General features: G+C 44.7%; 19 protein-coding genes. 3 read left to right on the top strand and 16 right to left on the bottom strand.

Features of this window, described 5'->3' with window-relative positions:
* Positions 1 to 120: 120 nt before the first annotated feature.
* Positions 121 to 1,455: a DUF445 domain-containing protein gene (locus tag FGT79_RS08725; RefSeq protein ID WP_138752295.1), complete on the bottom strand. Its 1,335-nt coding sequence runs from the start codon at positions 1,453 to 1,455 to the stop codon at positions 121 to 123.
* Positions 1,455 to 2,735, bottom strand: a complete 1,281-nt coding sequence (locus tag FGT79_RS08730) for a DUF445 domain-containing protein (protein ID WP_138752296.1) — start codon at positions 2,733 to 2,735, stop codon at positions 1,455 to 1,457. The genes FGT79_RS08725 and FGT79_RS08730 overlap by 1 nt, the downstream gene beginning before the upstream one ends.
* A 155-nt stretch (positions 2,736 to 2,890) precedes the next feature.
* Between FGT79_RS08730 and FGT79_RS08735 the strand changes: the two genes are divergently transcribed.
* Positions 2,891 to 3,091: a DUF6199 family natural product biosynthesis protein gene (locus FGT79_RS08735; RefSeq protein WP_138752297.1), complete on the top strand. Its 201-nt coding sequence runs from the start codon at positions 2,891 to 2,893 to the stop codon at positions 3,089 to 3,091.
* Positions 3,092 to 3,173: 82 nt separating this feature from the next.
* On the opposite strand, the gene FGT79_RS08740 is transcribed toward FGT79_RS08735, so the two are convergent.
* The 3 genes from FGT79_RS08740 to FGT79_RS08750 all read right to left on the bottom strand — a co-directional run bounded on the left by FGT79_RS08740 (position 3,174) and on the right by FGT79_RS08750 (position 6,921).
* Positions 3,174 to 3,854 carry a hypothetical protein gene (locus tag FGT79_RS08740; RefSeq protein WP_138752298.1) on the bottom strand — a complete coding sequence of 227 codons (681 nt, stop codon included), beginning with the start codon at positions 3,852 to 3,854 and terminating at the stop codon, positions 3,174 to 3,176.
* Positions 3,855 to 3,965: 111 nt separating this feature from the next.
* On the bottom strand, positions 3,966 to 4,439 hold the full coding sequence (locus FGT79_RS08745) for a DinB family protein (RefSeq protein ID WP_138752299.1): 474 nt from the start codon (positions 4,437 to 4,439) through the stop codon (positions 3,966 to 3,968).
* A gap of 172 nt (positions 4,440 to 4,611) precedes the next feature.
* Positions 4,612 to 6,921, bottom strand: a complete 2,310-nt coding sequence (locus FGT79_RS08750) for a glycoside hydrolase family 95 protein (RefSeq protein ID WP_138752300.1) — start codon at positions 6,919 to 6,921, stop codon at positions 4,612 to 4,614.
* 99 nt (positions 6,922 to 7,020) lie between these two features.
* Between FGT79_RS08750 and FGT79_RS08755 the strand changes: the two genes are divergently transcribed.
* On the top strand, positions 7,021 to 7,848 hold the full coding sequence (locus FGT79_RS08755) for a helix-turn-helix domain-containing protein (protein ID WP_246096225.1): 828 nt from the start codon (positions 7,021 to 7,023) through the stop codon (positions 7,846 to 7,848).
* Between the two features lie 113 nt (positions 7,849 to 7,961).
* On the opposite strand, the gene FGT79_RS08760 is transcribed toward FGT79_RS08755, so the two are convergent.
* Together FGT79_RS08760 and FGT79_RS08765 are read right to left on the bottom strand one after the other, a co-directional pair.
* A complete protein-coding gene (locus tag FGT79_RS08760) occupies positions 7,962 to 9,344 on the bottom strand; it encodes a TolB-like translocation protein (protein ID WP_138752301.1) in 1,383 nt (460 codons plus the stop codon).
* A gap of 939 nt (positions 9,345 to 10,283) precedes the next feature.
* Positions 10,284 to 11,504 carry an IS256 family transposase gene (locus tag FGT79_RS08765; RefSeq protein WP_138752302.1) on the bottom strand — a complete coding sequence of 407 codons (1,221 nt, stop codon included), beginning with the start codon at positions 11,502 to 11,504 and terminating at the stop codon, positions 10,284 to 10,286.
* Between the two features lie 157 nt (positions 11,505 to 11,661).
* Here FGT79_RS08765 and FGT79_RS08770 point away from each other — a divergent pair, with 157 nt between their 5' ends.
* Positions 11,662 to 12,183 carry a hypothetical protein gene (locus FGT79_RS08770; protein WP_138752303.1) on the top strand — a complete coding sequence of 174 codons (522 nt, stop codon included), beginning with the start codon at positions 11,662 to 11,664 and terminating at the stop codon, positions 12,181 to 12,183.
* A gap of 87 nt (positions 12,184 to 12,270) precedes the next feature.
* On the opposite strand, the gene FGT79_RS32545 is transcribed toward FGT79_RS08770, so the two are convergent.
* The 9 genes from FGT79_RS32545 to FGT79_RS08815 form a co-directional block, all read right to left on the bottom strand.
* Positions 12,271 to 12,402, bottom strand: a complete 132-nt coding sequence (locus tag FGT79_RS32545) for an RCC1-like domain-containing protein (protein ID WP_138753001.1) — start codon at positions 12,400 to 12,402, stop codon at positions 12,271 to 12,273.
* Between the two features lie 358 nt (positions 12,403 to 12,760).
* Complete coding sequence (locus tag FGT79_RS08780) at positions 12,761 to 14,362, bottom strand: glycosyl hydrolase family 18 protein (protein WP_171056139.1); 1,602 nt, start codon at positions 14,360 to 14,362, stop codon at positions 12,761 to 12,763.
* 228 nt (positions 14,363 to 14,590) lie between these two features.
* Complete coding sequence (locus tag FGT79_RS08785; protein ID WP_138752305.1) at positions 14,591 to 16,186, bottom strand: response regulator; 1,596 nt, start codon at positions 16,184 to 16,186, stop codon at positions 14,591 to 14,593.
* Positions 16,161 to 17,942 (bottom strand): cache domain-containing sensor histidine kinase, encoded by a 1,782-nt coding sequence (locus FGT79_RS08790; RefSeq protein WP_138752306.1) that lies wholly within the window; start codon positions 17,940 to 17,942, stop codon positions 16,161 to 16,163. The genes FGT79_RS08785 and FGT79_RS08790 overlap by 26 nt, the downstream gene beginning before the upstream one ends.
* Before the next feature lie 160 nt (positions 17,943 to 18,102).
* The gene (locus tag FGT79_RS08795; protein ID WP_138752307.1) at positions 18,103 to 18,933 is read right to left on the bottom strand and encodes a carbohydrate ABC transporter permease; all 831 of its coding nucleotides are present in this window, start codon (positions 18,931 to 18,933) and stop codon (positions 18,103 to 18,105) included.
* A 1-nt stretch (position 18,934) separates the two neighbouring features.
* Positions 18,935 to 19,828 (bottom strand): carbohydrate ABC transporter permease, encoded by an 894-nt coding sequence (locus FGT79_RS08800; RefSeq protein ID WP_138752308.1) that lies wholly within the window; start codon positions 19,826 to 19,828, stop codon positions 18,935 to 18,937.
* A 92-nt stretch (positions 19,829 to 19,920) separates the two neighbouring features.
* Entirely contained in the window at positions 19,921 to 21,264 is a 1,344-nt protein-coding gene (locus tag FGT79_RS08805; protein WP_138752309.1) for an ABC transporter substrate-binding protein, read from the bottom strand.
* Positions 21,265 to 21,571: 307 nt separating this feature from the next.
* Complete coding sequence (locus FGT79_RS08810) at positions 21,572 to 22,726, bottom strand: glycoside hydrolase family 88 protein (RefSeq protein WP_138752310.1); 1,155 nt, start codon at positions 22,724 to 22,726, stop codon at positions 21,572 to 21,574.
* 31 nt (positions 22,727 to 22,757) lie between these two features.
* Positions 22,758 to 24,335 (bottom strand): glycoside hydrolase family 43 protein, encoded by a 1,578-nt coding sequence (locus tag FGT79_RS08815; protein ID WP_138752311.1) that lies wholly within the window; start codon positions 24,333 to 24,335, stop codon positions 22,758 to 22,760.
* Between the last annotated feature and the right edge of the window lie 248 nt (positions 24,336 to 24,583).

Here is a 24,583-nt window from a genome sequence, read left to right on the forward strand (position 1 = left end):
CCTCTATACTACCTGACACGATTTTGGATTGCACGGGGGTAAAAGCAAACTTTATGGGGTTGTTTTAAATAAATAGAAGCCTTCACCCTTCGGAACCCCGAATAGATGAAAGCTTCCTATTTATAGCAGCTTAAGAAGCGGCTCGTATATCCCATATAGAAGCAGGTAGAAGGCAGCACCTAGTGCGGAGCCAATGTAGGCGCCATTAAGCCGAATACGCTGCAAATCCGTCTCAACCTTACTCTCAATAAAGTAAACAAGCTTCTGCTCGGTAAAGCCTTCAAGCGTCTTCCGTACAATAACCCCGATTATCGCATGCTCCGTATCAATCATTTTATTCACAAACTTCTGGGCATATTGCTCCAGCCAGCCCTTCGTTTCCTCATTTGCCTTAAACCAATCCCAGTATGAAGCGATGAAATCGTTAATTAGCGCTTTGATATCAGATGGGTTAACCGTATGCTTCTCTTGAATAGCAAGCTCAAGGCCAGGCTCCTGAATAAGCAGCTGCTTCATATTCCCAAGTAAAGCCTCGATCGTCGGCAGCAGTGAGATTTTGTCAATCATCTCATCCCGCCACTCGCTGACCGCAGCCGCAACATCCTCACGGTGCTCCAGATTGTCGGCTAGCTGATAGACCATACTCTCAAGCAGTACACGGAGCTCATGCTCCGGGTTTCGCAAGTCATTAATCAACACCTGCAAATCCTCGAACAGCACGTTTGTCGCATCGTCAAGATTAAGCGCGTTCGTCGATTCAGCGATTTCCACCGCCATTTTTTTGAGCCATTTGGAGAAAATACTTCCTTGGTTTACAAACTTCTCCTTCTCCTTGCCGAGCAATTCCCGAATGATCGGCTTCATTCGTTCATCGGCAGCGCGCTCAGCTGCGAACTCAACGATCTGGCCGATCCATGCTTGGAAATTCCCTTTATCCATCACGTATTTGAGTCCTTTGCCTGCATAAGGAGCCAGATTGATTTCCCCTAGGCTCTTGCGTGCTTTCTCATCCAAAATAACGGAAAGTCCTTTCAAATCGAGCTTGGCGAGCATGCTCGACACGACTCTCCAGCCCTGCACAGACAGCATTCCCTCAGGTCTCCTATCGATCCAAGCGATGCCAATTTCAACTAACGATATTTGCTTAACCCTCTGTTGCAGCAAGGACTTGCTCAGTAGCTGCTGCTCTACCATGTTCGCGACGCCCTCAATCAGCTTATCCCGGTTTTTCGGAATGATCGCCGTGTGAGGAATCCATTTCCAGCCGAAAGGATGACGGAACAGCACCGTTACCGCGAATAGATCAGCCAAAGCACCTACGAGTCCCGCTTCAGTCGTGTATAGAAGCATGCGCGTCCACCATACATCGGGGAAGACATATAAGCAGCATGCTGCAATAACGAATAAGACGGCCAAAATAACCAAGCTGCGATTTGCTTTTTTTCGCATTGCCATTATGCCTCGCCCCCAATCCAAAAGGTTGCAAGGTGCAGCACGACACCGATAAGCGCACCGACGACAGTGCCGTTAATCCGAATGTATTGCAGATCCTTACCTGCTTTTTCCTTCACGAGTGAAATAAGCTCCTCTTCGGAAAATTCATTCAGCTTATCGGTTACAAGCTTGCCGATGAAGGCATGCTTCTGCTCAATCCATTTCAGCACCGTCGTCTTCACATAACCATCTATTCGCGCAAGCAGCTCCTCATTGCTCTCCAAATAATCGATGCCCTCGTTCACTTTGTCTTTAATCCATGGGTAACGCGCAAGCTGCCCTTCTGCATTGTCTGCGGCAGCCGCGCGGAGTGCTTCAAGCCCCCGCTCAATGTATACGTCAAGCTTAATGTCTGCCTTCACCGCTGCCAGGATAGAAATCTTACCTGCTTCAATGCGCTCGCGTAATGTATCGTCGGCGCGAAGTCTTACTACGAATTGCTCGATGAACGATTTAAGCTGTTTGCGCTGTGGATGATCCTCGTCATGGAATTTGTCCAAGAAGGATACAAGCCAATCCTGCAATCTTCCGCTTATATTGGCAGCCTCCAAGCCCGCTGTGAGATCAATGAGTTTCCGCCGAAATTGATCACCCTCATACGATTTAATCGCTGATTTCACAATCTGGTCCACTACGTTAGCAAAGGCAGCCGATTTCACGATTTTCTTCAATTCAGGAATCATAAACGCAATAATGCGGTCGTCATAGCCGTTTTTAATCGTCCAATCTCCCACATCTGCAGCCAAGTTTGCAACAGGTATTGAATCTGCATGCTCGAACAGGAAGGTTTGTACGGTTTTGGACAGCTCCTGCAAATCAATCGTCGTAATGACGTCATTCGCAACCTGCTGCAAAATATCGTTAACCCCTTCTTCGCCGCCATGCTCCTTCAAATACGTCATCAAAACCTCAGCTATATTGTATTCATCCAGCCGTTCCTTAATATTCGGGATGGTCAACAGATCGTTCTGGACCATCGTGACGAGCTCCGCGATCAGCCGCTCCCGATTACGAGATATGATGTTCGTTCCCATCCACGACGGCCATTTGATGCGCAATGGATTACCGAACAAGGCGCTTACAGCGAACGAATCGGCAAGTCCGCCAATCGTCGCCGCACTGAACAAAGAAAACAACAGCCCGCCGATAAAATTTTCATGGAAAGGAAAAGCGACAAATATACCGATAGCAGAAAACAGCAGCGCAAAATCCGCTTTTTTCTTCATGCTGAAATTGTTCATAGATTAGGCTCCATTCCTGATGATCTTTACCTTGTTAATTATCCCATAACAGTGGGGGGTGAAACAATGGAACTACCCGTTTCTGTGCATGAATTTCAACAATTTGGAACATGAACCTAATTTTGATCGTAAATACAAGCAAGGAGTTGATGATTATGGTGATGTTTGCATTTCTATTTATCGTTATTGCTTTACTCAATATTTTCTTCCCTAAATTCGGATGGTTCATGAGATACGGTTGGATGGTCAAAGGAAGATCAGAGCCCAGCGATGCTTACATTCTAATGACTCGAATTAGCAGTGTTATTATACTTATTATTTTCATCTTTGTTTTCTTGCCCTCGTTTTTCAATTAGCCGCCGCATAGGCGGTTTTTGATTGCGTTCAGTATTTAAACCTCAAAGACTTTGAGCCAATACATGTTCCAGGATTGAATATTCACGCCAAAATTATTCCAATTTCTCCGAATGACTCTTTGCTCTCTTTTAACCCTATATCATCGTTTGAATTTATTGAATTGATCTCTTTCTTTGATAAGACAATGGTTTCCATTGGTCGAGCTATCTTCCGGCTGTAAAGTGAGATTAACAATTCAATTTGTCCAGGCAACATACCATAATACTCTTGCCAAGCATCAATCGCATCCTCAAAGTCCATAAATTGATGTTCTAATACATGTACACCTTGTTCTAAGAGTATTTCTTGCGAGTCGACAGAGAAGCAGATGTTATCAGTCCACCAAAATGAAGATGTTATCAATGGTTTCACAAACCCTTCAATATCATCCAGTAGATATTGCAATGTTTCACTTTCTGCTATTTCAATCACTACTTGTGGAGCACCCGCGAATAAGCGTATAGCATCATAATTTATATCGACCTGATTCAATCGTTCACTATGATCATTTCTAAATGCTGCGACTACGTAATCCGAGCTAAATGCAATAGTGCCTCTTGTCCCCGAACTATCTTGAACGCTGTAATTTAACCCATCCCAAGATTGTTCATTTGATAGCTCAGGATAATGCGCAACCATAATTGAATGAGCTAAAGAAGCTAGTATACAACCCTTCCACAATTGCTCTCTGTCCCAATGCAAATTATTCAGATCTTTTTTCATTTAATAACTCCCGTTTTATGATTTAGAACTGATTCCATGCCATAGCATTGAACAAAATTTTGTAATGACGCATACAAATCAAGGCACTTTGAATGCTTCTATTCATCATTCCTACACCGAAGTCGATTTATAGGTATCCTTCAGACAAAGCTTCGCAATATAAAAAACCTGCCCCATATGCTCGGAATAATGTGCAGCGCACTGGTGAAGCATATCCAAATTCGAACGTTTTCGACTTCTTACTTGTTGCGTCATCTCTAGTCTTTCATCGCTAGCATCCCTGATCGTGTGTATGATAAGCTCGAATCCAGCTTGAATCACCTCAATCAGCTCAGCTTTCGATGTGAAAGCTTGCTGCAGCTCTGCAGTCCGGCCCCCCTCAATCTCCCATTGCAAAATTCCATTTCTGATTCGCTCCGTAATATTCCCATCCATATGCTTAATCAGCACCGAGATGCTATGGCTCGTCACATCAGGCTGCCAATTCAACTGCTCGTCATCAAGCTGATTGATCGCTTTGAGCAGTCGTCTTCTTATCTCCTCGAACTTATGAAGCAGCCACTCTCTATTGAAGGCATAACTCATTTTCATTCCTCCACCCTTTATATACGCTTATATGCATAATATTAGTTTCTATTAAGTATACATCGCTTTCTTCTGTATGACTTTACCAAGCTGAATTTCTCAATGCCTAGCTGTTAATAAAAAAAAATCCCGCACAACATCATGTGCAGGATCTTTCTTCTAGAATAATCGCTTATTCTTTTGCTCTAAGCCTATACGTACTGCCAGCCTTTGCTTGCCATGTTGCAATCCCGTCTTTCAATTGGAAATCACTTATCTCTGTTTCATCCTCTGTGACGATAATTGCACAATCCACAAGCACTGCACAGCTAATAGCAGCAGTTGCGTGGATCTGCGCTTCCTCAAGTTTCCCGCCTGACCAGCGAATATCTACCTCGAAGCCGCCTCGTGCACGCAGACCAGTGATCTCTCCAGCTTCCCATACAGACGGGAGGGCGGGCAGCAAATGGATATAGCCAGCATGGCATTGCAGCAGCATCTCTGATATACCTGCCGCGCCCCCGAAGTTGCCGTCAATCTGGAAAGGCGGATGATTGTCGAACAAATTGGGAAGTGTCGAGTGGCTGAACAACGCCTGCACATTCTCATAGGCCTTCTCTCCATCTTCAAGCCTCGCCCAGAAATTAATAATCCAAGCTCGGCTCCAGCCCGTATGCCCGCCGCCGTTCGCAAGCCTCTGCTCAAGCGTTACTCTAGCTGCACGAGCCCATTCCGGTGTCCCTTTCACCGTAAACTGCTTGCCGGGATGAAGCGCGAATAGATGTGAAATATGCCGATGGCCTGGCTCAGCCTCCTCGTAATCCTCCATCCACTCTTGAATTTGCCCGTGTTTGCCAATTGCCGGTTTTGGCAGACGAGCTCGTATCCGCTCCCATCGCTGCTGCTCTTCAGCATCCAATCCTAGTATGCTTGCTGCTTCAGCACAAGCACTAAACAGCTCATACAAAATCTGGCTGTCCATGGAGGCGCCTATGCATAGCGTCCCTGACTCACCACTCGGCAGCACATACGTATTCTCAGGTGATACAGAGGGATTCAATACGAGTAAGCCCTCATCGGTTTCAGTCAAAAACTCTTCGAAAAACTGTGCCGATTCCTGAAGCGTCGGATAAATACGAGCAAGAAATCCGAGATCAAGCCCATATTCATAGTGCTCCCACAAATGGAGGCACAGCCACGCTGCTCCTAGTGTCCAATACGAAGCAGGCAAATAAATATCCTGGGGTGCCGTATCGCCCCAAATGTCTGTGTTGTGATGCGCAACAAACCCTCCGCAATTATACATCGTCTTGGCGGTCACCCGTCCCGGCTCGCGCATTCGTTCAATGAGTTCGAATAGCGGCTCATGACATTCCGCCAAATTTCCAGCTTCAGCTGGCCAATAGTTCATCTGTGCATTGATGTTTATCGTATATTTGCTATCCCATGGCGGCAGCATTTTCTCATTCCATATGCCTTGCAGATTGGCTGGCAATGAGCCGGGGCGACTACTCGAAATAAGAAGATAACGACCATATTGATAGTACAACGCTGCGAGCCCTCTATCTTCTTTGCCCTCCTGAACCTGTTTCAGCCTCTCATCCGTCGGCGAGCTTATGGCAGCAGCCGCTGCCGGATCGGTGATGTTCAGATTTACCCTTCCAGATAATTGAACAAAATCATCGATATGACGTTTTTTCAAAGTGTCGTACTCGTGTTTTATAGCCTTTAAACTGGTTTCGATGACGTAAGCCTCTGGATCGGCATGACGAAATGAGGTCGCCGCTGTCACTACCAAGGTTACGCTGTCCGCTCCCTCAACCACCAAATGCTCACCAATAATGGAGATAGAGCCGCCATCCGCAGCAGCGCACAGCGCCATTCGGAAATCAGATCCACCTGAGCCGCCGCATAAACCTCGCATCACGATCGTATGCTCATCCGCTTTCACAAGCTCATCATAATAACGATTGCTTCCACGAAGCAGACGAGCGGTAAAGCTAATGCCACCCGGTTTATCCGCCGTCAAGCGAGTAATGAGCGCCTCATGCGGAAAACTTGCAAAATGCTCACGATGATGCTGGGTCGTTCCCACCTGATAGGAAACCGTAGCGATACCGCTGCTGAGATCCAAATCACGCACATATCCGCTCGCTTCTTCCTCCCCTTCATAGCGGAAGGAAAGCTGCAAATCGCCAAGCGGCATATAATGGCGCTGCGTCTCTGGCACTCCGGACAAAGCCATCGCTGACAGATCATGCGCCTCGCGCAGCCTGCCTGCTAACAGCAGGTTTTGAATTTGCTCCAAATGAGGCAAAGCATCCGGGTTATTACGATCTCTCGGTCCGCCATACCACACGCTGTCTTCATTAAGCGCAATCCGCTCCTGCTTCGCATTGCCGAATACCATTCCGCCCAGCTTTCCATTGCCGATCGGTAAAGCCTCTTCCCATATCGAGGCGTGCTGCTTGTACCAAATTCGATTTTCTGCTTGGACTTTCATTTGAATAACCCCTTTTCATGAATCTAGCTTTTCTTTACCTATGCAATCTATTAATATGAACATATTCCTACTAAAACCACCGAATGGCGGTGTACCAAAGTGATTAAACAGAACGAACAACACGCTTTATCCGATTTGCTGCAATCGCTGCAGCTGCAACTAATCGTTGCGAACAAAACACAAGTAACAATGAACTGGGGCGAGACCGATTCTACGCCTGAACATAATAAGCTGTATTACATTTGTGAGGGTGACGGATGGATTCGTATTGGTAATGACGACTATTATCCGAAGTCTGGCCAGCTCTTCCTGACCCCCGCTCATGCCCGAGTTTCCTTCGTTGCACGCAATAACCGTCCTTACTTAAAATACTGGTGCCATTTCACCATTCTGGTTGGCCCCTTCGATCTGTTCCAGTGGATTGGCGTCCCACTATGTCTGGATGTTGACGATAATACTCACATGACGACACTGTTCCAAGAGCTCATTCAATGGCATAAGCAGCAGACCATTGTAGCACGACTGCGTGAGAAGGCGCTGCTGCTTGAGATCGTTAGTTGTTTTCTGGATTCTGTCCCCATTCAAGTACTCCAGCATCGTTCAGAGGAAATGAGCCGTTTGAATATCATTCAGCAATTTGTCGACAGCCGCCTTCATACAAGCATCAGTATCGATCAGATGGCAGAGGCTCTGCATTTGCATCCGAATTATTTTAGCGCTTATTTCAAAAAACACTTCGGTGTTCCCCCGCTAAAATACGTCAGCCGCAAACGAACCGAACGAGCGAAACAGCTTCTTACAACCACTTCGCTCAGCATCAAGGAAATAGCTGATCAAAGCGGCTTCAAAGAGACGAATCACTTTACGAAGTTTTTCCGCAAGGAAACGAATCTCTCCCCTACGGAATACCGCTTGGCCTATTCCTAAGCCGCGAAAGATTTGTTGCTGCCTTCATTATAAGAGCGCTATCATAAACTGACGATGGCGGAAACTAAGCTATAGGTGGATAAAACTAAGATTAAACTTCATCCTCCCGCAGACTACCCATTTAATGCATAGGTCCAGTTAGAAACTTTTTTAAGGCCAGACACATCTTCTTGAACCGCAATGAATAGCGTATCGTCATTAATCCATGAGAACTCTAATACAGCTGCTGATGCATCTGTTTCTTCAGGAAATGAATCAATACTCGTGACGCGGCTAGTTTTTAGATTCACAACTTTAATAAGACGCGCCTCAGGCTCATCATTGGGGACATAAAGAAAAGCAATATAGGTGAGGTCCGGGCTGAAGCCTTGCGTGTTGGAACGTATTCTTATCGTTCCTTCCATTGGCGTGGAGGTTAGCTCATGGACAATGCCCGCCTTGTCGACGCTAGCAATATGAAACTTTTCACCACCGGCGCTCGAATGATTAATGTACGCGATGAATCCTTCCTGAACAGCATAAATAGTAGAATCAGCCGCCAGATCGAGATCCATTTCCTGCCCTTGCAAGTTAACTAGCACCTTGGTGAGCATGTTGTTGTCATATTTCGTACAAATTATACTTTCCTCATTCAACCATCCTTCAACCAGGTAGTGCGCACCTGCTGTGTAAGCAAGCAAGGTTTCAGCACCAGTAACAAGATCATAAGCGAATAATGCTGAACTGCCTTTTGCAATATCATTTTTATTAGATTGATACACTAGAGTTGCACTGTCTGGACTAGCTATGACGCCGCTATTCCAACTTACATTCGGTTCTTCATATAAGTCTATCGATTCCTTCACTAGAGCTTCATAAGATTTGCCGCCATATGTGCTTGATGAGATTTTCTCAAGCTGATTGTTAGCGCTGTTTGCTAGCCAAAGCCCATTATCAGAGTAAATGATTAACTTCTCCCCGTCAGGAGTAATGGCAAATGCTAACGGAAAATGTTCAAAGTCTTGGGGTATAACTACCGTTTTACTTTCGAACTTCACCCTCTGCAGCTTAACCTCGATCTCACCTGTTCCCGTTAATACAACTGCGGTAAACACTTCTCTCCACTCACCTTCACGCTTGCTGATACGCTCTAATGTGCGAATCGTTTGAGCTTCTTCCATTAACTCATAATCAAACTTCTTCCAGTTCTTTGGATGATATTGACCATCGCTTAATAAAGGAGCAGCATCTGCCGTTTCAGAATCCACCTCAGGCTGAGGAGTAACCCCATCCGCACTCTCTTCACTGGTCAGCACCTTATTATGTTTTGTTTCATTACCGTTTGCTTTACACCCTGTTAATACAATGACTACTAATATACACATCATGATGATGGACAATCCATTCCGCACATAAACTCCTCCATTTTCCCTAAGTTTCCAATATTTAGACGAATGGAGGTTGTGTTTAGTTGCATGCTTCTGATCGAGTAAAAAAAATCCAAAATGTGGTATCATGAAATATGCGCTCGTTAAATTGCACACATGGAGCTGGAGATTGATGAACTCTAATAAAAAAAAAATTCTATTATCTGATTTTGTTGTTTTTATCAATTTTATTCCTAGGTTTCTTTATTGTAATTTTTTTCTTTTATAGATTGTTCGATATGATAATAGGGGATTTATCCATCTAAGATTTATTGAGCAAAGTAGAAAATTAGATGAAAAAAATAATGTTAGTCAGCGCCTGCGATCTTGCAATGTGGGGACAACTTCTTCTAAGCCGGGGAGCTAGGAATGAAAGGCAGGTAGTGCCACAGAGCCTATTCGAGAGAGTGAAGACTCTGCAGACTCTTAAAGGCATTCCGTTTACTAAAACATGTGGTAATGTCTGATTGCTACAGCACGAGACAGCGATGAATCAGATCGGTAAAGCGTGCCAGCTGGCTCGTATAAAACACTCGGCGCCATGGGATGTGATGATATAACTATTTTAGAAAAATAGTCAAAAACACACTTAGATGAGCAGGTGCAATGGTGACTGTTCATTCCTTCAACCAAATGAATTATTATGATAATAGTGGAATACGAAAGGATTAATTACTAGATACTGATGAATAATCTAAAGAGGTGAGTATAGTTGATCTTTGAAAAGTATGAACCTAAGTTTTCTCCAATAGATTATTTCATAACTCGTTTCTTTATTGGAGATCATTGTTTGTTTGAACAGGAAACAAAAGTTTCATTACCTACCCTGATACCTGGTGATACGATCGACATTTTCGGTGAAAGTTATGTAATTGAAAGCAGAAGCTTTGGCTTTAACGAGGATGCTTTTATTACAGTATATTGCATAAAAAACGTTAACCAGAATAATTATGTGTTAAGTTAACACGCAGCCGGGTCTGTCAATAATTTTGTGTAAACTCTGTTACAGCTTCTCCCCCAAGGGAGAAATTATCTGAGATACTGACCGATACGATCCGGGAAGAAAACGGATAGCTGGAGGAGCATTTGTCCCCAATTTTGCACACGACCTGTCCACTTACGGGTCACATCCATGGTGGCCAGATAGAGCATTTTCAATAAGGAATCATCCGTTGGAAAGATGCTTTTTCCCTTCATCACCTTACGAAGCTGACGGTGGTAGCTCTCGATAATATTGGTTGTATAGATAATCTTGCGGATTTCAGCTGGATATTTGAAGAAAGTAGCAAGCTCGTCCCAGTTTTGACGCCAAGAGCGCACAATGAGCGGATATTTGCTGCCCCATGCCTCCTCGAAACGATCTAGTTCTAGCAGAGCCATCTCTTCGTTAACCGCTTTATAGATAGGCTTGAGATCAGCTGTAACTTTCTTTAAATCCTTGTAAGAGACAAACCGTGTGGAGTTGCGAATCTGATGAATAATACATTTCTGGATTTCGGTTTGTGGATAACAAGCAGAAATCGCTTGAGTAAAGCCGGTTAAGTTGTCTACACAAGTGATGAGAATGTCTTGAACGCCGCGGTTTTTCAGATCATTTAAAACGTTAAGCCAGAACTTGGACGACTCATTCTCGCCAATCCACATGCCAAGCACATCTTTGCAGCCTTCGAGGTCAATACCAATGACTATGTAGGCAGCCTTGTTCACAATGGCACCATCCTGCTTGACTTTAAAGTGAATAGCATCAAGAAACACAACCGCGTACACGGACTGTAGCGGCCGATTTTGCCATTCTTTAATAAGCGGAATAATCTTATTGGTTACGTTGGAAATGAAGGTTGGAGATAGGTCAATCCCGTATAGATTCTGCAAATGATCTTGAATGTCTCGGGTGCTTACGCCTTTGGCATAGAGAGCGATAATTTGATCCTCAATGCCTGTCACGTTCGATTGATGCTTCTTCACGACAAGCGGCTCAAACTCGCCTTCACGGTCACGAGGGATGCTGATTTCCTGTTCGCCATACTCACTCGTAATCCTTTTCTTGCTCTTGCCATTGCGACTGTTGCTGGTCTGTTTCTGCTGCATTTCATGCTTTTGATAGCCTAAATGAGCATCCATCTCGCCTTCGAGCATCTCTTGTAGCGTTTCGGCAAACAAATCTTTTAGCGCATTTTGAGCATCCTGAGCGGATACCAATTTGTTCTCCTTAATGAATGCCCGAAGTTGTTCCTTTGTCCATAATCCCATGTGTACTCCCCAACCTTTCTATTACTTCTATTTTAATAGATTTGGGAGTTTACACAAAGTATTTTACAGACTCACGCAGCCTTGTAGAACCATTTCGAGAAAACTTTACATACGGGAAATACGATATTCCTATACACTAAGCAATATAGGAGAAAAAATGAGAACCATACAAGTAGTTATACTTATGATTATTTTACTTGGAGTTTGTATTTCAATAATAACGTTAGGATTATTTAAGTTCTATAGCTATACGCCAGTTAATGAAAATGAAGTGACCTCCGTCTTAGGCACATATAAGAGTAGTAGCTATGAATTAACAAGTAAAAGTACTTATGAGCTTAAAATCAAATTAATGGAATACGAAGCAACCTTCTATATTTGGTCAGTTCCTTTAAAATCAATAAAGAAAGAGAGTTTAAATACGCTAACAAACGGAGAGAAAGTAAACATTCAGATACTTACCGCGGATTTGGAACATCTCAATAATTCTAATAAACACATTATCGTTTACGGATTCACCTCTAATAAACATGCATATTTGAAGTTAGATGATGTAAACTACCAACAAAAAGAGAATTCAAAACTCGGATTTATTATATCGATTGTTTTTTCTGTTGCCTTGCTGTTTATGCTAATCTTTATTTATTCAACGACTAAAAGACTTAAGAGAAAAAAATAAATCCTCATACACTTACGGCCATATGCAAAGTTAGTCTTTAAGTATTAAGCTATCGGAACGTGAACCCCAGCCTTGTCCTAAATATAACTAGCAGGGAGCAGTGTGTGATTTTGCTTTCTCATCCTTGCTGCCGTATCCAATCTGTCCATATGTATTGGAACCCCAAATCCACACAGTGCCGTCCGATTTCAAAGCAAAATTGCCAACTTCTACAGAGATGGTAACTGGAAGTTTCGAACCACGTGTAGCATGTTCATTGCCTGATCACGTCCAAATTGCTCCATCTTTTTGTAATGCTATGTTCCGTCCCTCGATGGAATCAATATCAATAATAGCGGTTAGCGGAATACCTCTGACAGCTATATCTTTCTATCCGAAAACGATATTTACTTGTAATAGGTATAACATGATAACAGCAATTAAGAGTAATAACTTATAAGTTTTCTTGTGTTTCATCCTATACACTCCTTCTACTTCGGTTCCGATCGTCAACTAATATGCCAGATCGTTCAACGAGGCTGCCGTTTCATACCGGTAGCCTCGATTTGGTAATTATAAATGCAATCCACCTAGCACTCTAATCATTAAACGACGAAATCATCGTCCAATCAGCATCTGTGAGCTGGTTCATTTGCCATACAGCAACACCACGCAGCCCCATTTCCTTCGCTAAACGCATCTTGGCTTCGATGCTCTCTGTATTCTCGTACCAAAGCAAATGCGATCCGCGCTCATCTGCAAAGGTGATACGATTCAAAAAATACGGCAGCTGCATAACAGATACAGTGCCTGCAGCGGCTACTCGACTTTCAACAGCCGTAATCGCAGGCGAACGGAAAAACTCAACTGTGCCGTCAGGCTTCGTCGTCCATTGATTCGCTTGCTTGGATATACCGAGCATCAGCTTCTGCGCTGGAATATAGGTCAGTGCATCGCGAACGGCATCTCCTACCAGTGTCAGCGGAGCAGACGGCAGACCGCTTTCCTCATGGGTGAATTCATAAGCCATCAGCACAACCATATCTGCCAGCTCACCCAGCGTCTTATAATCATAGCCTGCATAGTAATAGGATGGCGGCACAACAATCGTCAATGACAGATTACTGCCAAGCACGGCTTTAATCTCGCGAATCAGCTCCGTGAATGGTTCTTTCAACGCTGCAGATACCAGCCCTTCGAAATCAATAGCCACACGCGAGAACCCATATTCCGGATTCGCAGCGACCTCGCCAAGCGAGGCGGCAAAAGCTTTGCGCGCATCTGCATCCGCGACAAATTCACCCAGCTTCTGAAACGTCGTGTTTCCAAAAACCATCAGCGTCTTTTCTGTTCCGCCTGCTTCTGCTGCTTCAAGCGTCTGCTTCCAATCACTTGGCAGTGCCATCGCGACAGAAGCCTTTCCAGCTCCTTCGTAGCTCAGCTTTGCCCAATCCAAGATAATCTCGCCCGCCGCAGCAATACGATCATTTTTCTTATATGAGCCCGAATTCGCATAGAATGCTGCAAGATCAAGTTGATGATCCTTGCTGCCATAACCGATTAATCGATCAATTGTCGCTGCCGCTTCGCGGCGCGTTAATGTTTTCTGGGGAAGAAATAGACCTTTGTTATCTCCTTGCATAATAGAATCGACATAAGTCTGCATTACATAGGGTGCAAGCTTAGCATCGATTTGATTTCTATCGCCATATGCAGCTCGCTTGTCCGCTTCCTTCCACCCTGTATCCAGCCACTGCTTTCTCTCATCCACCGACTTGCTTTGTAGCAGTGCGAAGGCAGTCAACGCCGCTACCTCTTCTCGCTTAATCGCTTCGCTCGGTTTGAATTTTCCGTCCTTAATGAGCAAATCCAGCCAGTCTGCATCATATGCTTGTTTGATTGCAGCATAAGACCAACGCTCCTTCGCTACATCCTGAATAGCAGTCGTTCTCTCCTGTACGGCCGCGGGCCTGACGGCTTCTGTGAGCAGCTTCACAAAGGCTTCTCTCGTAAGCGCCGTATCCGGTTGGAAGGTACCATTCTCATATCCGGTAACGACTCCCTTAGCTACTAACCGGTAAATGGATTCTGCTGCCCAATCCTTCTCTTGTACATCACGAAATGGCTTCAATTGCGCATCATACGCGAACACCTGCATAGACGTTCCCATTAGTATCATAACAAGCAAACCAACTAACATTACCGTTTTTCCCCTTAGCATCAATTCTGTCTCACTCTCCTTCATATCCAATCTCTAACTCTATTGTTTTAATCGATAGTATGATAGCCTGATTTCCACTAAAAGTCCAACTAATACATAATATGGGTCTCTTAATCTAGCATTCTACTTCCTCAGCTAGTGTTGAACGACAAATAAGGCGGTCCGCTGTCTTCTCACCCAGCATCACACCTTATTGGCCTAACCTAATTATGTCGATTTCTTCGTATCCTGACGGTAGTCAATAGGCAGCTTGCCGTACCTTTTTTTGAACATGTCGCTGAAGTGGCGGGCATTGTTATAACCCGCCTTTTCTGCGACTTCATATACCATAAGATCGGTTAGAGCCAGCATGTCCGCAGCGTGCCTCATTCGAACCTCTGTCACGTATTGCTTGAAGTTCTGCTTCGTATGCTTCTTGAAGAAGCTGCTAAAATAATATGGATTCATGAAAGCCAAGCTCGCCATAGATTCCAGTGTTATTTCTTCGCTGTAGTGCTCATCGATGTATTGTTTGATTTTGGCCAACATCATCTTATCCTTATTGCCCGATTCATTGTCCATCTCGTTGTATGTTTTCTCGAACAGCCCGATGACTTCATGGCTCATTCGATCGAAGGTTTCGAAAGCGGCAAGCAGCTGCTGCAGCTCCCGCTTGTCCAATGCCCTCTCCGATAACTGAACGCCAGACTTAGACAGCTCTTGGATGATAAACGAAACCGATGAGAAGCAAGTCGATATCGCAAGCGAGCGGTCACCGAACGTTTCGGATTTGATGCGATCAAGCCATACGGTCAATGCTGACTGTACCTCCGTCCACGCCTTTGCCGTTATGGAGCGGATGACATCCCACTGCAAGTCATATAGCTGTTTATCCATGGCATGCAGCTTACTCTGAGGAACATAGCTTAATATACGCTTCAAACCGACAAAGTATTTCATCTCCATCGTACGTCCAGCTTCAGCATAGGCATCCTCCAGCTTGATCAACGCACTGACAGGACGGCTGACAGCCACTGAGACCTTCAGCTTCAGGAATGTTTCTATTTTATACTGTGTGTCTTCTGCTAGAAGAATGGGCTCATCCTCACCATCATGACTGACGACGACGACATGCTGATTCTGCTTCATGAACACATAGCCTATACCAGAAGCAATAAAGACCTCCTGCAACACGTTGCCTATGGCAAATTCAATCAGCTTCTTTTCTTTCTCTGTCCAGCGGTCTGTTTCTTCTTTCAAATGCTCGACTGCTATAATCAGTACTGAATAGTAGGGACCTTGCAACTGCTCAACCGTTTCCTCAAAAGACTTCGTTCTAGGCGAGAGATTCCCGTCCGTTAACTGGATTAATGCGTCCTGCATCTCTTCGTGCCGATTCTTACGTTCCAATAGCTGCAGCTTGCCCTTCCGCTTCTGCTCTTCATTATGCTCTGTTATTAAAGAAATCGCTTTGTCCAGCACGCTCTCAAGCTGCTGCTTGACGACCGGCTTCACCAGATAGTCGATTGCTCCATAAGCAACAGCATCTCGCGCGTAGGAAAACTCCTGATAAGCGCTAACAAAAATAACATGAACAGGCAGACCTCTCTGCTTAATCTCTTTAATTATGTCAATGCCGGTTCGATGCGGCATACTGATATCACTAATGATGAGATCGGGATGAAGCTCCTCGATTAGCTGCATCAGCTCATTCCCGTCATAGGCTTGCCCCACAATTTCCATACCGAATGATTCCCATTGAATGAGCTTGCGTAGTCCTTTAATAATAATCGGTTCATCATCTGCCAGTATTATTCGGATCATACGGCAATGCCTCCTTCACTGGGAATAGCATCAGCACCGAGGTGCCAACATGCTTGCGGCTGCTTATCGAAATGCCGTAACCATCCCCGCAAACGGATTTGATTCGTTCATGTACGTTTTTGACGCCGACATTTTTCGATGGAGCAGACGCATCCCTAAGCATCATGTCTAGTCGATCTATTTCGTCTTTATCCATGCCAATGCCATCATCATATACGGTTACGGCCAGCTTGTTCTCTACACAATCAATTGAAATTTGAACCGTGCCTTTACCTTTCATTCGCAGCCCATGCTGAATCGCATTCTCAACAATCGGCTGCAGAGAAAGCTTCAGAATCTGCCACTCTAAATTCACATTATCAGATATATCGCATCTAAGCTCGAATCGATTCTCGAACCTTACTTGTATGATGTAGAAATAGTCTTTGAGATGCTCCAGCTCTCGCTGGATTGTCACCCAATCCTCACCGTAATCAATCACGTATTTCAACTGATTCGATAGCGAAAGAATCATATCCGCAACCTCATCCGCATCGCTGTGTACCGCATTCATGCGAATAACCTCCAACGTATTGTACAAATAATGAGGTCTGATTTGGCTCTTGAGCGCACTCAGCTCCGTTTGCTTTTGCTTGATCTCGGCCACATAAGCCTCATTAATGAAAGCTTGCAGCCGATCTACCATTCGGTTGAAGCCATGTGCAAGTCTGCCCATCTCATCATTGCTCTTCACTTCAATCTGGATTTCCAGATTGCCCGATTCCACCTTGGCCATCTGCTTGATCAAGCCACGGATCGGCGCAGCCAGCCGCCTGGAGAACCAAGTTCCCATAATAATGAGTACAAGCGAACAAATGCCAATCGCCATATATACAGCTGTACTCGTTGTTCCCAGCTGCTTATAAATTTCTTTTTTCTCGAATTCAACGAGCAATTGGCCCTTCAAGAACGGGATTTCCTCGCTTAATATAAGCTTATCCTCATCTGCATGAGATGCAAACGGCGTACGGATACCTGCCAGCTCTTTATTACTGAAGTAAGGGCGCTCCTTATCGTCAAGAACATACAGCTCGTCCCGCTCCCCCAAGTTCAGCTCGCGCAAAAAAGGATCTGCCAGCTTAGCATCTACATCGAAGAACAATGTACCGACAATTTTGTGTTCCTTCGTAAGTGTACCTGATGTATCAATTAAATTGCGCCCAATGGTGATGACTTTGTCTTTAGAGTTGAATATATAATAATCGTCATGTGTCGGATACATCATCAAACCTGTCGGATCTTCCTTCACCGTACTTAGCCATTCCTTGACCGGCAGCTGTTCTGGAATAACGACTTTATTCTCCTTGGTTTGATAGTACAGCTTATTGTCCGTAGTACGCACGAAGTAAGCACTCGTTATGTAACGATCGCTGTACACAATCATTTTGAGAAAGGCATCAATCGGGACGGTGTTGATTTGCTCCAGCTCGTTTACATTGCGGGTCTGATTGTCCGAGAAGCTGTCCTGCAAGCCTTCATAGCGTCCCGTATACATCAGCATCGATATTTCATTGTAATTATTGAAGGCAGAGTTCAGATTATAGCTGATATAGAGAACCATTTGACGCAAATTATCATTCGTATAACGCTCCACATGTCCTGTAAAGGTTTGGACGGAGAAATAGCTGAGTGCGAATAAGGGAATCAATCCTACTACTATAAAAGCAGCCGAAAACTTCACGAACACGCTGTTCCATCTTAACCGCCATTCTTTCATCTGCAAACCTCCTTAGCAAGCGCATTCCACTACTTATTTTACCATATCCGCTTCATGCGAAACCCACTCCCTAGTAGAAAAGGGTCCAACAGGCACAGCCGGAAGCTCATTAAGAGTAGCTTCCGGCTGTACTTGTCATGCTTTGCCTCCATATACAGTTTTAGCCTTTGATCGCTCCGGACGAGACACCTTTTACGAAATACTTTTGCAACGATAGGAAGGCAATGAGTACAGGAATCAGTGACATCGTCGTACCCGCGAAAATCATATCCCAGCGTGACGAGAATTCGCCGACATAATAGAACAGCTCAACGATCATCGTTTTGGCTTGACCTGCAGGGAGAACCATCATTGGCATGAGGAAATCATTCCATATGCCGAGTCCTTGCAGCACCACCATACTCGCGGTAACAGGTCCGAGCAACGGAAATACAATTTTCCAGAAGATACCTGTTCTTGAGCAGCCGTCGATCTCTGCTGATTCCTCGATTTCACGCGGAATACCTTTAAGAAAACTGGTGTAGAGCAAAACGCCGAAACCGACTGAGCCTGATATATAGACGAGGATCGGTCCCCACAGCGTTCCGAATAGCCCGATCATTTTCAACTGCTTGAACAATGGAATCATATACACCTGAAACGGAATCATCATTCCGAAGAGGAAGTAAGTAAATACGCCGTTTGTCCACTTGCTGTTTGTCCGTTCAATCGCATAAGCCGCCATTGGGATAACGAGCACCATTACGATGATAGAGGAGAAGGTTAAGATGGAGCTGTTAAGCATCGCCGCAGGATACTGGGTTTCGGTAAGCAAATACTTGAAGCTGTCAACATATAACCCTTTCGGGAAAGCAATGGCATCGCGCATAATTTCTCCATTGCTCTTGAACGCAGACATGATGTTAAAGTAAATCGGAAAAGCGAACACAATGGCGATTACAAACGTAACGGCGAACACGATGACATCATTGGCGGTAACTTTCTTTTTCATCCTACATTTGCACCTCTCTTTTCCGAAGAACTTTAATTTGCACCAGGGAGATGACTAGCGTCAGCAGGAATAGAACCATGGAAAGCGCGGTACCGAAGCCTTGTCTTAATTCGCCGAAACCGACCTTGTAGATAATATAAGTCAATGTCTCTGTTGCGAATCCAGGGCCGCCGTCTGTCATAACCGCAATTTGGTCGAAAATTTTGAGGGAGCCAATCATCGAGAGCATGACGCAAACCGTCATCGCACCTGCGAGCAGCGGGAACGTAATGCTGCGAAATTGCTGCCAGCGGTTAGCCCCGTCAATGCTGGCTGCTTCATGCAATTCTTGCGGGATACCTTGAAGTCCTGCCAAATAAATGACCATATAGTAACCGGCTGCCTTCCAAACGGTAGAGAGGATAATCGCGATTAAAGCGAAATCGGGATTACCGAGCCAATCTGCCTTGAGGAAACCGAGACCTGTCATATCCAATAATTGATTTAATACGCCGAAGTTGTAGTTCATAATGATCATCCAGATAAAACCCATAATAATGCCGCTCATTAAGACAGGGAAATAAAAGATGCTGCGGAAAAAGTTTCGGAACCAACGTACTTGATCGACGAGAATGGCTAGCAGCAGCGCAAGCACGTTTTCTAGAATGACTAGTGAAAAGGCAAAGATCAATGTATTTTTAAGTGCGTTATGAACCCTTGGGCTATTAATAATTTCAATGAAATTATCTAGTCCGATATATTTGATATTGCTGCTTAGCCCATCCCATGAGGTAAAGCTCAAATATACGCTGCTAAGCGTTGGGATGATGACGAAAGCCGTGTATAGTAGAAAGGCTGGAAATATAAACCAAATGGCATAATGTGTCCATTTCTTTTTCTTTAGCTGGGCAATCATGGCTCTCCTACCTCCTAAGTTTTTGATAAAAAGAGAACCTCCGCGTAAGCAGAGGCTGCTCTTTCTTTACATTCGTGCTTTCACCATCACTCTTATTGCTGATTGGCTTTCACGTTGCTGTCGTATTCTGCGTCAGCTTTCTTCATATACTCCGTTACATCGCCATTCTTTAGGACCATCTCTTGCAGAAGCTTGTAGTACCAATTGCGGAATTGCGGCGGAATTGCGTTTTCACCGTACCAGTTCGCAAGACCAAGCGATTTGTTAGCTGAAGCATCGCCAACCAATCTCATTACCTCTTTCATTTGCTCGCCTGTTTCATAAGTAACTTCAGCCGACGTTGTCGGAATGCCATTTACAGTAGCCAGGTAAGGGCCGTATTGCTCAGGCTGGAAGAAGAATGTAATAAATGCTTTGATCGCTTCTACTTTGTCTGGATCTTTGGCGCCTTCTGCCGATAGGGACCAGCCAGCAAGGTTAGGCAATTGATTAATGTTTACGTTCCCGCTCCGATCAGGAATCGCATAGAAGCCGAATTCGAAGCTTGGATCTGCTTCAGCAATTTGACCGAACATCCAAGGGCCCGAGAACAATTGAGCCGCTTTGCCGCTTACTAGAATAGATGCCGTTTGGTTGTCAGCCGTACTAAGCCAGCCTTTGTCTACATATTTGCTGAACAGGTCCTTGTAATCGGTTACGGCTTGAACCATGCCTGCATCTGTGAAACTTGCCGTCTTAGCCGTGCGTTTCGAATTCCAGTCCGGATCTTTGGAGTAAACTTCGTTAATGAAGAAGAAATTCGTCCAGAAGCCCATATGGAATATATCTTTGCCTCCGACTACAATTGGAGAAATACCGGTAGCGGCAAGCTTGTCTTGAATGGCTAGAAATTCGTCATACGTTTTTGGAAGCTCCGTTACACCTGCATCTGTATAAGCTTTTTTACTGTAAATAATGCCTTGCGGCGCAGTACCCGTAAGCGGGGCGTTGTATACTTTTCCTGCATATTCAGGAAGTATGGAGAACAAGCCGCGAAGATCTTCTGGAAGCTCGATGAGCTTGCCTGCATCAACAAACACTTTCGTATCGCGCATTTCAACGAGATCAGGGAATTGGCCTACTGCATCTTTGGTCTTGAGCCAATCCAAATATGATGCTGAAGTCGTTTCACTGTAATTGACAATTTTGACATGTGGGTTTTTATCTGTAAATGCATCAATTGTCGTTTCGATTGCTTGCTTGGTAGCCGGATCGCCTGTCGCATAAGCTAGCGTGAAGCTAACGTCTTTCTTAGGTGCATCAGTTGGATTATCAGTTGTACCTGTATTGTTGCTAGGAGCTGCTGTATTGTTTCCGTTGTTGCCGCCGCATGCTGTCAATACTACTGTCAGAGACAAAATAACAGATACGATTTGTAAAAGCGATTTTTTAGCCATATTCATGTGACCTCCCTTTAATATCCGCTGTTTAAGAGGAATCTTCATGTAAGATGTGCGCATCATCTTGTTCAATTCCGTTTCCTTGATCTAAGATTAACATCAAATTCCGACAGCTTAAATGAAGTTTTTTAAGGGCGGTGTGTTGATTATTTAAGATATTGACGTTGACCAATCTGAATGCTGTATCTCAAACTTCATTTCATCTTTCTCTATTCCTATCCAATCCATTCCCTCCTTCGCCATTGAAAATAAAGAAAGCAGAAGGCAGAAACCCATCGAATAGGTTCCTGCCTTCCGCCTTCAACTACCACAAATACAAATCATTGCCCTTTAGCTTGAAAATCGCTTCCATAAAGTAATAGTCGCCATAAATGATAGCCCTGTGGCGATCTGGGTTGTGATAGGCAGCTGATCCATTAATTAAGATGCAATCGGAATCTTTTGTCCAGTCGCTGCGGGATTCATCCAACGTTCTGAGCAGCTTCAACGCTGCCTGTAGGTAAATGTCCTTTTCATGCTCACCAACAGCCTTCGCAATCTCGATGAAACCGCACGCTGCTATAGCCGCAGCCGTTGAATCCTCATACGCAGGCTCCTTAGGCTGTCTGAAGTCAATCGGGATAATTCCGCTATCCGGAATGTTAGCCATGAAATAATGCGCGATCCGCTTCGCTGTTGATAAATATAGTTCTTTCCCTGTATGAATATAGCTCATCATAAAGCCGTACAACGCCCAGGTTTGACCTCTTGTCCAGGATGAGCCTTCTTCATAACCTTGCCCGCCATAGGTTTTCACTACGCCGCCATTGAATGGATCGAATTCTACGATATGATTCACCGAGCCGTCTGGTCTAACAAATGCGCTCATAGCAGTATCTGCATGCTTCATCGCTATTTGCATGAACCTCGGATCGCCTGACTCTTCCGTTGCCCAATAGAGAAGTGGAATATTAAACATGCAGTCTACAATAGCCCACCCTCGAGTATCCTGATTGGCAATGTCATTCCAAGCCCGGATAAATCCGCCCGCTAGATTGAATCGGCCAGCAAGCAAGTTAGCGGCATGCATGGCTCTTTTTTTGGATTCAGGATTGCCCGTCACTTTATAATTGGCAACGCTTGTCGGAAGCCACATGAATCCTACATCATGATGCAGGCCATCATATTCCTTGAAGCATACATCAAGCATGTCCTCGGAAATATTCGCAATCTCTTTATATTTTTCGTTGCCGGTTTCGTGAAACATCAGCCACATCATTCCGCCCCAGAAGCCATTCGTCCACCAACTGATGCCATCTGTATCGTTGCCAGACGGGTTATCTACAGCTCTATTATCATGCACCCCGTCAATCGTCGTATATGGAATTTTATACTTGGACTTCTCGCTTACCCATTCCAACTTCGTAGTAATTTTATCAATAACTCCGTTTAACCATAATTGATCATGTGCTTGCAGCAACGTTACATCCCTCTTTCTATGATTTGAGTTGTCAATATGAACCAGCCTTATATGAAAAATAATCAAAATCCGCATGCTTATAGGTTCCGTTAAGATCCTGCGCGCATAAGCCGATCATAACCCCAGTAAAGCCTAGCTTCCCACCATATTCATCGGAAAGCACCCCCATAGGGAGCTCGCCACCGACCGTTTCCCATCTATTACCATCAGGTGATGCGTAGAACTGAAGCACCTGTTGCTTCACGACTGCCCGCAAATAGTAAGCAGGCCAGCCGTCAACGCAAAGCTCTCCATTTCTATTTTCGTTGTATTTGCCGCTGTTTGAGTAAACAACACCAAGCTTGATTCCGTTGTCTCCGTCCCGAGTAACTCTCAGATAGAAATAATCCTGCTCGTCGTAATAGAACACAAGCCCCGCCATATGCATGAAATGCTCAGGCTCATAATCCATTCGAGTTTCAATGCTGCAGTTGAAATGCTGGAGCCGGCGTGCGACCATACTCTGATGATGCCACGAGTTAAGCGATTCTCGTCCGCGAATTCGCAAGAAACCAGGACGCTCCTCCAAGCTCATCCATGTGTTTTCTGCAGGCACACGGAGCGTCTGATACTGCAAGCCGAGTAGAGAATCTTCAAAGTCATCCATTTCCGGCAGCGGCAAGAACGAATGCGGCATAAGCTTTGGTGCAGGAACATCAAGAGCCGGAAGCCTGCCTTCATGATCGAGGCGAAGCCAGCCATCCTCGGTCCAGCGAAGACGTTGCAGCGATGTTTCCCTGCCAAGCGGGTTCAGATTCGTTCCTGGAAAGGGCCGGCTGCAAATATGACTCATGTACCACTCCCCGTTTTGAGTTTCCACCACCATGCCATGTCCCGCATTTTGGAGCGGATAATCAGGAGCTCCGCGCGTTGTCATTATCGGATAGGAGGGATCTGTTTCATACGGGCCTGCAAGCTGACGCGAGCGGGCTAATGTTGCGGCATGGTTGATGCCGGTTCCGCCCTCCGCAACCAGCAGGTAGTAATAGCCATCACGCTTGAATATCTGCGGTCCTTCCGTTACGCCAATGTCCGTCCCCCCATAAATGTTCTTAATTGATCCGATGAGCCTCTGCTCCTTAGAATCATATTGCTGAAGCAGAATACCTCCGAATCTAGGATGGTTATCCCGGAAATCCCATTGCATATTAAGCAACCATTTCGTGCCGTCATCGTTATGGAACAAATAAGGATCAAACCCGCTTCCATTTAGGGCAATAGGCTCGGACCACGGGCCATTCATGCTCTCCGCTGTAACCAAATAATTATGCAAATCCTTAAACACGCCTTTGCGCGCCTTAACATCCGTATAAAGCAAATAAAAAATCCCATTATCATAAGAAAGAGAAGGGGCCCAAATACCGCCCGAACTCGGATTTCCTCTAAGATCGACCTGTGAGGTGCGTTGAAGGGCATGCGGAATGATCTCCCAATTCGCCAAATCCTTAGAATGATACAGTTGAACGCCTGGAAACCATTCAAAAGTAGAGGTCGCAATGTAGTAGTCCTCATTCACTCTCAATAATGAAGCATCTGGATTAAACCCAGTTAATATAGGATTGTTTATCATTTGCTCATTCGAGCCCCCTCTTTATTGTTTAATTATTCAACTTGAATTCATAGCTATGTGGATTGAAATTAACCATCACTCTTTTCGTTTAGTAGCATTTTAACTATCGTAGCATGTGTGAAAATTGGATGTATGTAAGTTTTTTTAGAATAAAGTGAACTTATTTAACATTTTGAATATACCCCAATTCTGAAGCACAAAAAATGGATCTCTGCCAAAGGACAGAGATCCATTTTCTTTTAATTCTG

Origin of the sequence: Paenibacillus sinopodophylli, from assembly GCF_005930355.1 — a bacterium.
Lineage (GTDB): Bacteria > Bacillota > Bacilli > Paenibacillales > Paenibacillaceae > Pristimantibacillus > Pristimantibacillus sinopodophylli.

Excerpts from the sequence above, each read along its gene's own strand:
- FGT79_RS08780 (WP_171056139.1), bottom strand. The coding sequence starts at position 14,362 with ATGTTAGTTGGTTTGCTTGTTATGATACTAATGGGAACGTCTATGCAG.
- FGT79_RS08745 (WP_138752299.1), bottom strand. The coding sequence starts at position 4,439 with ATGAGTTATGCCTTCAATAGAGAGTGGCTGCTTCATAAGTTCGAGGAG.
- FGT79_RS08805 (WP_138752309.1), bottom strand. The coding sequence starts at position 21,264 with ATGGCTAAAAAATCGCTTTTACAAATCGTATCTGTTATTTTGTCTCTG.
- FGT79_RS08790 (WP_138752306.1), bottom strand. The coding sequence starts at position 17,942 with ATGAAAGAATGGCGGTTAAGATGGAACAGCGTGTTCGTGAAGTTTTCG.
- FGT79_RS08800 (WP_138752308.1), bottom strand. The coding sequence starts at position 19,828 with ATGATTGCCCAGCTAAAGAAAAAGAAATGGACACATTATGCCATTTGG.
- FGT79_RS08815 (WP_138752311.1), bottom strand. The coding sequence starts at position 24,335 with ATGATAAACAATCCTATATTAACTGGGTTTAATCCAGATGCTTCATTA.
- FGT79_RS08725 (WP_138752295.1), bottom strand. The coding sequence starts at position 1,455 with ATGGCAATGCGAAAAAAAGCAAATCGCAGCTTGGTTATTTTGGCCGTC.
- FGT79_RS08740 (WP_138752298.1), bottom strand. The coding sequence starts at position 3,854 with ATGAAAAAAGATCTGAATAATTTGCATTGGGACAGAGAGCAATTGTGG.
- FGT79_RS08795 (WP_138752307.1), bottom strand. The coding sequence starts at position 18,933 with ATGAAAAAGAAAGTTACCGCCAATGATGTCATCGTGTTCGCCGTTACG.
- FGT79_RS08730 (WP_138752296.1), bottom strand. The coding sequence starts at position 2,735 with ATGAACAATTTCAGCATGAAGAAAAAAGCGGATTTTGCGCTGCTGTTT.
- FGT79_RS08765 (WP_138752302.1), bottom strand. The coding sequence starts at position 11,504 with ATGGGATTATGGACAAAGGAACAACTTCGGGCATTCATTAAGGAGAAC.
- FGT79_RS08770 (WP_138752303.1), top strand. The coding sequence starts at position 11,662 with ATGAGAACCATACAAGTAGTTATACTTATGATTATTTTACTTGGAGTT.
- FGT79_RS08785 (WP_138752305.1), bottom strand. The coding sequence starts at position 16,186 with ATGATCCGAATAATACTGGCAGATGATGAACCGATTATTATTAAAGGA.
- FGT79_RS08750 (WP_138752300.1), bottom strand. The coding sequence starts at position 6,921 with ATGAAAGTCCAAGCAGAAAATCGAATTTGGTACAAGCAGCACGCCTCG.
- FGT79_RS08735 (WP_138752297.1), top strand. The coding sequence starts at position 2,891 with ATGGTGATGTTTGCATTTCTATTTATCGTTATTGCTTTACTCAATATT.
- FGT79_RS08760 (WP_138752301.1), bottom strand. The coding sequence starts at position 9,344 with ATGATACCACATTTTGGATTTTTTTTACTCGATCAGAAGCATGCAACT.